Annotated in this window: 10 protein-coding genes; 1 reads left to right on the forward strand and 9 read right to left on the reverse strand. The window is 68.3% G+C overall.

What is annotated here, in order from left to right:
* Positions 1–29 precede the first annotated feature (29 nt).
* Both LCL61_RS32440 and LCL61_RS32445 read right to left on the reverse strand, forming a co-directional pair.
* Positions 30–974 (reverse strand): ferritin-like domain-containing protein, encoded by a 945-nt coding sequence (locus LCL61_RS32440; protein WP_340683268.1) that lies wholly within the window; start codon positions 972–974, stop codon positions 30–32.
* Between the two features lie 87 nt (positions 975–1,061).
* A complete protein-coding gene (locus LCL61_RS32445; RefSeq protein ID WP_340683269.1) occupies positions 1,062–2,306 on the reverse strand; it encodes an aminotransferase class I/II-fold pyridoxal phosphate-dependent enzyme in 1,245 nt (414 codons plus the stop codon).
* A gap of 176 nt (positions 2,307–2,482) precedes the next feature.
* Between LCL61_RS32445 and LCL61_RS32450 the strand changes: the two genes are divergently transcribed.
* Positions 2,483–2,986 (forward strand): hypothetical protein, encoded by a 504-nt coding sequence (locus LCL61_RS32450; RefSeq protein WP_340683270.1) that lies wholly within the window; start codon positions 2,483–2,485, stop codon positions 2,984–2,986.
* Here LCL61_RS32450 and LCL61_RS32455 read toward each other — a convergent pair whose 3' ends face one another.
* From LCL61_RS32455 to LCL61_RS32485, 7 genes are read right to left on the reverse strand one after another with little or no spacing between them, the layout of a single operon-like run.
* Positions 2,987–3,481 carry a hypothetical protein gene (locus LCL61_RS32455; protein ID WP_340683271.1) on the reverse strand — a complete coding sequence of 165 codons (495 nt, stop codon included), beginning with the start codon at positions 3,479–3,481 and terminating at the stop codon, positions 2,987–2,989. It lies immediately after the preceding gene.
* Entirely contained in the window at positions 3,478–3,966 is a 489-nt protein-coding gene (locus LCL61_RS32460) for a hypothetical protein (RefSeq protein WP_340683272.1), read from the reverse strand. The genes LCL61_RS32455 and LCL61_RS32460 overlap by 4 nt, the downstream gene beginning before the upstream one ends.
* The gene (locus LCL61_RS32465) at positions 3,966–5,201 is read right to left on the reverse strand and encodes an MCE family protein (protein ID WP_340683273.1); all 1,236 of its coding nucleotides are present in this window, start codon (positions 5,199–5,201) and stop codon (positions 3,966–3,968) included. The genes LCL61_RS32460 and LCL61_RS32465 overlap by 1 nt, the downstream gene beginning before the upstream one ends.
* Complete coding sequence (locus tag LCL61_RS32470) at positions 5,198–6,403, reverse strand: MCE family protein (RefSeq protein ID WP_340683274.1); 1,206 nt, start codon at positions 6,401–6,403, stop codon at positions 5,198–5,200. The genes LCL61_RS32465 and LCL61_RS32470 overlap by 4 nt, the downstream gene beginning before the upstream one ends.
* Positions 6,400–7,581, reverse strand: a complete 1,182-nt coding sequence (locus LCL61_RS32475; protein ID WP_340683275.1) for an MCE family protein — start codon at positions 7,579–7,581, stop codon at positions 6,400–6,402. The genes LCL61_RS32470 and LCL61_RS32475 overlap by 4 nt, the downstream gene beginning before the upstream one ends.
* Positions 7,578–8,609 carry an MCE family protein gene (locus LCL61_RS32480; protein ID WP_340683276.1) on the reverse strand — a complete coding sequence of 344 codons (1,032 nt, stop codon included), beginning with the start codon at positions 8,607–8,609 and terminating at the stop codon, positions 7,578–7,580. Before LCL61_RS32480 ends, LCL61_RS32475 begins: the two co-directional genes overlap by 4 nt.
* Complete coding sequence (locus tag LCL61_RS32485) at positions 8,606–9,643, reverse strand: MCE family protein (RefSeq protein ID WP_340683277.1); 1,038 nt, start codon at positions 9,641–9,643, stop codon at positions 8,606–8,608. Before LCL61_RS32485 ends, LCL61_RS32480 begins: the two co-directional genes overlap by 4 nt.
* Positions 9,644–9,862: the final 219 nt, after the last annotated feature.

Below are 9,862 nucleotides of genomic sequence, written 5' to 3' on the forward strand. Positions count from 1 at the left end.
ACCGGGAAACGGCGACACGACAGAGAAGGTCACGCGCCGCCGCTGGCGACGATGTCGCCGTTGACCCCCTTGGGGAAGAACCCGCCCTCCCGCACCGGGCCGGGGTTCAGGTAGACGACGTTCAGCACCCGGTCGGCGCCGCGGCCGAAACAGATGCCGTTGTTGTCGGTCGGCACGATGTTGGCCTGGTTGCCGAGCAGGATGCCCTGGTCGTCGTCACCGGGACCGTCGAGGGTGTCGCGGGCGTTGGAGATCTTGGCCGCCGCGTCACCGAGGCCGCGGTCGAACAGCGAGGTCCGGATGGTGGCCGCGTGATAGGCCTCGGAGGCCAGGATGCCCGCGGCCGCGTCCAGGAACGTCTTGTTGGTGATCAGCGGCGCGGCGCCCTTGTAGGCCGTCACACCGACATCCTCGAACAGGAACGCCGCCAGCAGGAAGTTCTTCTCGTTGGCGAACGGGTCGAACCGCTGGTACTCGCTGATCAGCCCGGCCGCGCGAGCGGCGGCGGTGAAGCTGTCCTTGAGGTCGATCTCTGGCCGCGACACCGCCGCCTCACCCAAAGCACCACGCAGGAACTTGACGTGCGCGACCTCGTCGCCCGCGATCTCCTTCGCGAACTGGTGCAGCGTCTTGTCGTGGAACATCACCTTCTTGCCGCCGACGACGCCGCCCTGGGCGCCGACGCCGCCGGTGAGGTCGTCCGGCAAACCGCGGCCGTGGACGGCGAACGAGTAGAACTCGGCTTCGAGGTACTCCAGGTTGAGCGCGAAGTTGAGCACGGCCGCGTCGCTGGGGGCCGCAGCAGCAGCGGCCTCACCTGTCGCCGAAGCGGACGAAGTGGCCTGCACCCCGAGGTAGGTCGCGCCGACGACACCGAGCCCCGCCGCGCCGGCGGCCTTCAGGAACCGGCGGCGATCCGTGCGGTTCTCGGCGCTGCGCGAAATCAGGGTACGAACGAAGGGCTTTCCGAACACGAGTGGTTCCTCTCGTCTTTGCGGTGCACACCCACCCACTCGGACGTTCGGAACCACCCGTGACCCGGATTGGAAAAGATCTCGAACTTATTTCTTCGTCGCCGCGGCAAGGCGGACGCAGACGGCGAGGCCGCGAATGGCCTCTTCGACTTCGGCCAGCTCAGGGTACGTCGGCGCGATGCGGATGACGGCGTCGTCGGGGTCGTCGCCGTACGGGTGGGTCGCGCCGGCCGGGGTCAGGGCGATGCCCGCCTCCTTGGCCAGCCGCACGACCTCCTTGGCGGTCCCGGACGGCACGGTCAGCGAGATGAAGTACCCGCCGGTCGGCTTGGTCCAGGACGCGAGGCCCGATTCGCCCAGTTCCTTGGTCAGGATCTCGTCGACGGCAGCGAACTTCGGCCCGATGAGCTCGGCGTGCTTGCGCATGTGCTCGCGGACGCCGTCCTCGTCGCGCAGGAACAGCGCGTGGCGGAGCTGGTTGACCTTGTCCGGGCCGATGGTCCGCTTGCCGATGAGGCCGGTCCACCAGGCCAGGTTCGCCTCGGAGGCGCCGAAGAAGCCGACGCCGCCGCCCGCGTAGGTGACCTTCGAGGTGGAGCCGAAGACGAACACGCGGTCTGCGTTGCCCGCCTCGGTGGCCAGCGCGAGCAGGTCCGCCAGCCGCGCCTCGTCCTCGGTGAGGTGGTGCACGGCGTAGGCGTTGTCCCAGAAGATCCGGAAGTCCGGGGCGGCGGTGGTCATCGTCGCCAGGCGGCGCACGGTGTCGTCGCTGTAGGTGACGCCGGTCGGGTTGCTGTACTTCGGCACGCACCAGATGCCCTTGACCGCGGCGTCCTCGGCCACGAGGCGCTCGACGACGTCCATGTCCGGGCCGGTCTCGGTGAGCGGCACCTGGATCAGCTCGATCCCGAAACGCTCGGCCAGCGCGAAGTGGCGGTCGTAGCCCGGCACGGGGCACAGGAACTTGACGCTCGGCTCGTCGGCCCAGCGGCGCTCGGCGCCCGGGAGCTTGCTGAGGAAGGCCTGCACGATCGAGTCGTGCATCAGCTCCAGGCTGGAGTTGCCCGCGGCCAGCAGCTGCTCGGCCGGGACCTGCAGCGGCCCGGCGAAGATGCGGCGGAGCTCGGGCAGGCCCTTGAGGCCGCCGTAGTTGCGGACGTCCGTGCCGTCTTCGGCCTTGCGCACGTCTCCGGGGAGGGCGAGCAGCCCGTCGGCGAGGTCCAGCTGACGAGGGGACGGCTTGCCGCGGGTGATGTCCAGGGAGAGGCCACGGTCGACGAGGGCCGCGTAGTCGCGGCGGGCGCTCTCGACATCGACAGGTGCAGTGGTCATGCCTAACGCTAAACCCGGGGGCGTTCCGACGTGAGACGAGGGTGGCCCTAGGCCCGCGCGCACAAGATCCGATAACGGTTCCGGCGTGTTTTTCAGCATTCGTAACGAGGCCAAATCCCCTATTGGAACGGCCGCCCGTTCCCGCATTCTCGCTACCACGAGGAAAGGGGAGAAAAATGGGAGCGAAGAACCGGGTGGCGGTGACGCTGATGGCGGCGGCCGCGCTGGCCGCGTGCGCGGTGCCCACGCAGGGAACGGCGGCACCGGCCGTCACGGTGGCACCGCCGCCGAACACGATCGTGATCCAGCCACCGGCGGTCGCGGCCCCGCCGCAGACGGTTTATGTCGCACCGCCGTCGACTCGGACGGTCCATCCCGCACCGGCGGTTCCGGTGGCGCGAACGGTGATCGCGTACTACGACGCGCTCAACCGGCGTGATTTCCCCGCCGCGTGGAATCTCGGCGGGCGACAACTGGCGAAAGGCGGCTCTTATGCTTCCTACGTCAAGGGATTCGCGACGACTTCCTGGGCCGAACTCACCGTGACGGGCGTGAGCGGGAACACCGTGCACGTCCATCTTTCGGCTCGCCAGACCGACGGTTCGCTGCGTACTTTTTCCGGTTCTTACACCGTTTCCGGCGGCGCGATCACCGGCGCGAACATGAAACGTGTCTCGTGATCACAGCGGGGTGAGCCTGGAGATCCTCCACCGGCCGTCGACGCGGTGCGCGGTGACCGAAAGCTGGGAGACCGTCGACTGCGGAGCGCCTCCCCCGGCGGTCATCGTCTGCTGGTCGAGGAACAGCAGCACTTCGGCCTCGTCCCCGCGCAAGGACCGGACGCCGAGCGACCGGACCGTCGTCGTCCGCACGAGCTTCTGTTCCTCGGCCCGTCTGCGCGCCGAGGCGAACTGGTCCCGGTACTGGCCGGTCGCCTCGCCGGTCAGCACGTCGGCGGCGGCCCGCTCGGTTCGCGCGAGGTTGCTGTAGTCGTAGGAAAAGACGGCCTTCACCCCGGCGCCGACCTGGTCCGCGACCTCGGCCGTGGCGGCTTGGTCCACCAGCGCCGCGTTGCCGTCCGAGCGCAGCGAAGACGCCTCGATGCCGAACCACACCGCGCAGCCGGTCGCCAGCGCGATGATCGCGATCAGGATCCGCGGGACGCGCCCGGTCATGATCCCGCCGCCTGGACCGCGCTGACCTTCCAGCCGCCCTCGACGCGCCGGTAGTCCACGGTCAGCCTGCTCACCTTGGGCGCGGCCGAGCCGCCGCCGGTGCTGACCCGCACGTCCAGCACGGCCATCAGCCGCGCCGTCCCGGCGGCGGCGTCGAGTTCGGTGACCGCGGCCTGCTTGAGCTCGGCGGTGGCGACGGTCTTGCTCGCGGTCGCCCGGTCGATCTGGATCTGCCGGTCGCCGGTGAGGTCCTTGCCGAGCCGTCCCGTGGTGACGCCGAGCCAGCGGTCGACGTCCTGGGCGCCGCTGCGGTAGTCGATCGTGTTGAGCACTTCGAGCTGACCGGACGCTGCGGCCAGGACGGCTTCGCGTTCCCGGCCCCTGGCCAGGCCGTCGTCCCGGGCGGCGCTCCACCACGACCAGCCGAACCAGGCTGCCGCGAGGACCGCCAGCGCGGCGACGACGGTGAGGGCACGGGTGAGCACTACTTGCCGCCCAGCAACGCGCCCAGTCCGCCCGGCGCGGATCCGGTCAGCAGGCTCAGCACACCCGGCAGCTGAGCGGATTCCGCCGCCTGCGGGGTCTGCTTCGGCCGCTCCGGGACCGCGGGCGGCTTTCCCGCGTACGGGGCGTTCTGCGAGCCTCTTACGCCGGTGGGGCTTCCTGGTGGCTCGGCGCAGTACGCCTGGGTGTTCACCGGCGCCTCGGTGGTGTCGTTGGCGGGACGCTGTTTCGTGCCCTCGTAACCCTTCGTGCACGAGACCGGGTCGAAGAAGTTGAACACCACGCCCAGGTGACCGGTGCCGTCCGGCGATGTCGAGCGCGAGAACGCCGAGATGATCGGGTACGCGACGAGCAGCTCCTCGATCGCGTCGGTGCGGGCGGATGTGATCTGGGCCGTCGTGAGCGTGTTCGCGAACAGCACCCCGAGGTCGGTCCCGGACACCGCGAGCACGTCACTGATCTGGCGGCTCAGCTTGGGTGCCTCGTCGATCACGCGCCGCAGATCCGGGTCGGACGTCTTCAGCTGCGCGGCGATCGTCTTGAGCCCGCTGGAGAACTGGGTGATGTTGTCCGCTTGCCGACGCTGGGTGTCCAGCACCGTCCGCGAGTTGGCGAGCAGGCCTTGGGTGTCGGGCAGGTACTGGGTCGCGGTCGCGGTGAGGGAACCGGTGCTGTTCAGCAGCTGCCGCAGGTCCGGGCCCGCGTTCGCGAAGGCCTCGTAGGTCTCGTCTACGACGGTCTTCAACGATTCCGGCTTCACACTCGACACCAGCTTGTCCAAATTGGACAGGACGGTGTCCGGCGCGAGCGGGATCGAGGTCTTGTCCCGCTTGATGACCGATCCCTCGGTGAGGTACGGCCCGTTTTCGTGCATGGGCAGCAGATCGACGTACTGTTCCCCCACCGCCGACCGGTTCGCGACCGCGGCCTTGGTGTCCGCGGGGATCTTCGGCGCGCCGGAGTCGATGTCGAGGCCCAGGTCGATGCCGTGCTCGGTGAGCGTCATCGACGCGACCTTGCCGACCGCGACGCCGCGGTAGGAGACCTCGGCGTTGACGAAGATCCCGCCCGAGTCCACGAGCTGCGCGGTGACGAGGTAGCCGCGAGTGCCGAAGAGCCGGTCCAGCCCGGCGTACTTGCCGCCCGCGTAGACGACCGAAACCACCGCGATGACGACGAACGCCGCCAACTGGATCCTGGTCTTGCGCGTGATCACCGGCCACCTCCGAGCAGCGGTCCGAGGATCCCGCCGAGCACGCCGCCCAGTACATCCCCTTGGGGCGTTCGGGGAGCCTGAGGGAGATCACCGGCGGGCAGCGGCAGCACCGGCGGCGCGGCGCCGTTGTTGAAGGGGATCGAGCCGGGTGTGCCGGTCCCCTGGGTGCCGGGCAGCTGGATGATCGGCTGCGACGAGTTGTTCATGTTCTCCAGGAACGTGTCCAGGTTCAGGTCGATCTTCGCTTCGACGTTCGCGTAGTCGCCCTTGATCACGTTGCCCGCGTAATCCGGGAACGGGTACGTGAGCAGGATCCGCAGCGCCGTCGGCAGATCCTGGCCCGCCTCGGTCAGCTTCCGCAGCGTCGGCTGCAACGCGCGGAGGTTCGCGACCAGTGTGTCCTTGCTCGCCTTGATGGTGTCGGTCGCGACCCCGGACAGCGTGTTCAGCGATTGCAGCATGCCGACCAGCTGATCCCGTTGCTCGGTCACGACCTTGAGCCCCGGCGAGAGATTGTCGAGCGCGTTCGCGAGGTTCTGCGTCTGGCCGACGAGGGTCTTGGACAGCTTGTCGAGACCGTCGATGGCGCGCAGGATCTCGCCCTTGTGCCCGTCGAGTTCGGTGGCCAGTTTGTCCACTTGGGACAGCAGGGAGCGGACCTCCGCCTCGTTGCCGGTGAGCGCTTCGTTGAGTTCGTGACTGATCTTCTGGATCTGCTCGACACCGCCACCGTTGAGCAGCAGGGAAAGCGCGCCGAGGACCTCTTCGACCTCGGGGTTGCGGTTCGTGCGGTCCAGCGGGATCTTCGCGCCCTCTGAGAGCGTTCCCTCGGGCTTCTCGGGGGCGTGCAGGTCGACGAACTTCTCGCCGAGCAGGCTGGACTGCCGCAGCTCGGCGCGCGCGTTCGCGGGCAGCGGGATGTCGCCGTTGACGACCATGCTCACCCACGCCGAACGCGTGTCCGGCGCGAGATCGATCTTCTCGACGCGGCCGACCGGGACGTCATTGACCTTCACACTCGCCTGCGGCACCAGGTCGAGGACGTCGGAGAACTGCGCGGAGAGCCGGTACGGGTGGTCGCCGAGATCCGCTCCACCCGGCAAGGGCGTGTTGTACAGCCCCGAAAAACCGCCGTCACCGCAGCCGGCCAGCACAAGGACGCCCGCCATCACTCCCGCGATCTTCCGCCGTTGCCGCCTCATTTCGGGAGCCCCTTGGTCATGACGTCGACGAGCGGGAGCGGCAGCGGCGGCAGCTCGCCGCTCTGCAGCGAGGCCAGCACCTGCGGGACCGACGGGAGTTTCAGCGTGCCGTCGAGGACCGGCGCGAGCTGTTTGCAGATGTTGCCCAGCGCGTCCGGGATCGGTTTCGGTGTGCTCGCGCTGATCAGGCGGCACACGGTCAGGATCGGCGGATGCGTCAGCTCGTTCAGGTTGTCCCGCACCGCGATCGTGCCGGACGCCGCGTCGTAGGAGTTGATGAAGTTGGTCGCCCCGGTCGGCGCGATGTCGATCACCTCGGCGAGCGAGGCCCGCTGATCCACGAGCACCTTCGTCAGCCCGGCGAGTTTGTCCACATTGGACGAGAGGAGATCCTTGTTCTCCGCGACGAACTTCTCGACGTCGCCCATCGCCGTCGCCAGGGAGTTCAGCGCGGCGCCCACGTCGGCGGAATCCGCGGCGAGGAAACCGCTGACGTCCGCGGCCCGGCGGTAGAACTCGTTGAGCTGCTTGTCGCTTTCGGCCAGCGCGCCGGTGAAGGAGTTCAGGTTCTGCACGGTGGTGAACAGGTCGCCTTTGGAGCTGTCCAAGGTCTTGGCCAGCTCGGACAGCCGCGTCACCGTGGTGTTGAGGTTCTTCCCGTTGCCGGAGAGGTTCGCCGCCGCGGTGTCGAGCACGTCGGACAGCGCGCCGTTCTTGTTGGCGCCGTTGGGTCCCAGGCTGGTCGAGAGCTTGTCGAGGCTCGTGTACAGGTCGTCGAGTTCGGCGGGCGTCGCCGTCTTCTCCTTGGCGATCACCGTGTCCGTCGTCATTTCGGGGCCGCTCTCGTACGCCGGGGTCAGCTGGACGTAGCGGTCGCTGACCAGGCTCGGCGCGACGACGACGGCGCCCGCGTCGGCCGGGATCGGCGTGTCGCCGTCGATCCGCATGTCGACCCGGACCGCCTCGCCCTGCGGGGTCACGCCGGTGATCTCCCCGACCTTCACCCCGAGCACCCGGACCGACGAACCCGCGTAGAGCCCGACGGTCTTGCCGAAGTAGGCGCTGATCCGTGTCCCGCCTGGTTCCTTGAACACCAGCCACAGCCCGGCGGTCAGGAGCAGCACGAGGACGCAGGCGAACACGATCCAGTCGTACAACGTGCGGGTCCGGGTGCTCATCGTCCGCCCACCCCCTGGTTCGGCGCCGCGATCGGCGGGGTGCAGCCCTCCGGGTTCACCTGGAACGCGCCCGCGATGATCGTCGGCGGCAGCAGGCCGCACAGGTAACCCTCGAACCAGCGCCCGTTGCCGGTCGCGTTGGCGCCGACGCGGGCGAACGGCGCCATCAGCGCGAGGCTGCGGCTGAGGTTGTCCTGGTTGCGCTGCAGGATGTCGGTGACCTTGCCGAGTTTCTCCAGCGTCGGCTTCAGCTGTTGCCGGTTGTCGGCGACGAGACCGGACAGCTGCGCGGAAACCTGTTGCGTGCCCTTGAGCAAGGTGCTGATCGCGTCCTTCCGGTTCTGCAGTTCGGCGAGCAGGAGATCGCCGTCGTCGAGGATCCGTTTCAGCTGGGCGTTGCGGTCGGACAGCGTCTTGGACACCTTGCTCGTGTTGGCCAGCAACGTCTTCAGGTCACCGTCGCGTGAGGACACCGTCTTGGACAAGGAGGACAGGCCACTCAGCGCGTCCTTGAGGTACTGCGGGCTGTCCTTGAGCGCGTCGGAAAGGACCGTGAAACTCGTCGCCAGCTGCGCGGTGTCGATCTCGCCGACCGTGCCCGACAGCTCCTGGAACGCGTCCTGCAGTTCGAACGGCGTCCGCGTGCGGTCGAGCCCGATGGTGGTGTTCGGGTCCTGGTTCCCCTTGCCCTTCGGCGTGAGCGCGAGGAACTTCTCGCCCAGCAGCGTCTTGATCTCGATCGACGCGGCGGTCGCGTCGCCGACCCGGACATCCTTGACCCGGAACTTCACCAGCACCTTCTTGCCCGCCAGCTCCACCGAGCTGACCTGGCCGACCTTGACGCCGGCGACCTGCACCTCGTTGTCCGGCGCCAGCCCGGCGGACTCGCCGAAATACGCGGAGTACGTCGTCCCGCTGCCGAACAACGGGATCCGGTCGGAGAAGTACGTCGTCGCCGTGATCAGCACGATCAGGATGAGCGTCACGCCGCCGACCACGGCCTGGTTGCGTTCCTTGAGCGGCTTCACGGCCCGCACCTCTCCGGTCGCTGCGTGCCGGGCAGCGGCGTGATCGGCAGTTCGATGTCGAGCGACTTGATGCCGATGCTGCCGGAGATCCCGCACAGGTAGTAGTTGAACCAGCTGCCGTAGCTCAGCGTCCTGGTGAACTTCTGCAGGTTGCCCGGCAGCACCTGCAGGAGATGGTCGAGCAGCTGTTCCGAATCGCCGAGGTTCCGCGACAGCGCGCCGAGCTGGACGACGTCGTCCTTGAGCGCGGGCCGCGCGTCGGCGAGCAGCCCGGTCGTGGCGACGGTGAGGTCGCCCAGCGCCTTGACCGCCTCCCCGATCGGCTGCCGCTGCTCGGCCAGCCCGGTCACCAGCCGTTGGGTCTGATCGATCAGCTCGCCCAGTTCCGGCGAGCGTTTCTCGACCGTGCCGAGCACGGCGTTGAGGTTCGCGATGACGTCACCGATGATCTTGTCCTTGCCCGCGATGGCCGACGTGACCGACGCGGTGTGCGCGAGCAGGCTGGTGATCGTGCCGCCCTCACCCTGGAAGACCTGGATGATCTCGTAGGAGAGTTTGTTGACGTCCTCGGGGTTCAGCGCGCGGAAGAGCGGTTTGAACCCGTTGAAGAGCACGGTCAGGTTCAGCGCCGGTCTGGTGCGCTCGGGCGGGATGACCCCGCCGCGCGGCAACGACTTCTCGTCCCCGATGTCCGTGCCGAGCGACAGATACCGCTGGCCGACCAGGTTGCGGTACTTGATCGTCGCGGTCACCGACGCCGGCAACCGGTGTGAGGTCTGGACGTCGAAATGGACCTGGGCGAGGTTCTTCTCGCCCTCCTCGACCTCGATCTTGCCGACCTGGCCGACCTTCACCCCGACGATGCGGACGTCGTCGCCCTCCTTGAGCCCGGACGCGTCGGTGAACTTGGCCGTGTAGCCGGAGGTCTCGCCGAAGTTGGTGTTCGCGATGGTGGCGCCGAGGACCGCGGTGAGCAACACGGTCACCACGGCGAAGACCAGGATCTTGACCAGGTCGGGGACGAAGGACCTCATCAGGCCGCCCTCCCACCTCGTGAGTGGCAAGGACGGTTAGAACCGTCATCGCCACTCACGAGCGGCTCCATAACCGCATCAGACGCGGTGAAAGCTCCCTTCGCCGCGTCCGGCGCGGCGAAGGGCCCCTTCAGCCCGGCCTCGCTCCGGGGGGCCGAACAGCTCCAGCACCCGAAGCGGCGGTCCGTGAAGGCCTCCTTCCCTACACTCAGGGTAGGG

Origin of the sequence: Amycolatopsis coloradensis (assembly GCF_037997115.1) — a bacterium.
GTDB lineage: Bacteria > Actinomycetota > Actinomycetes > Mycobacteriales > Pseudonocardiaceae > Amycolatopsis > Amycolatopsis coloradensis_A.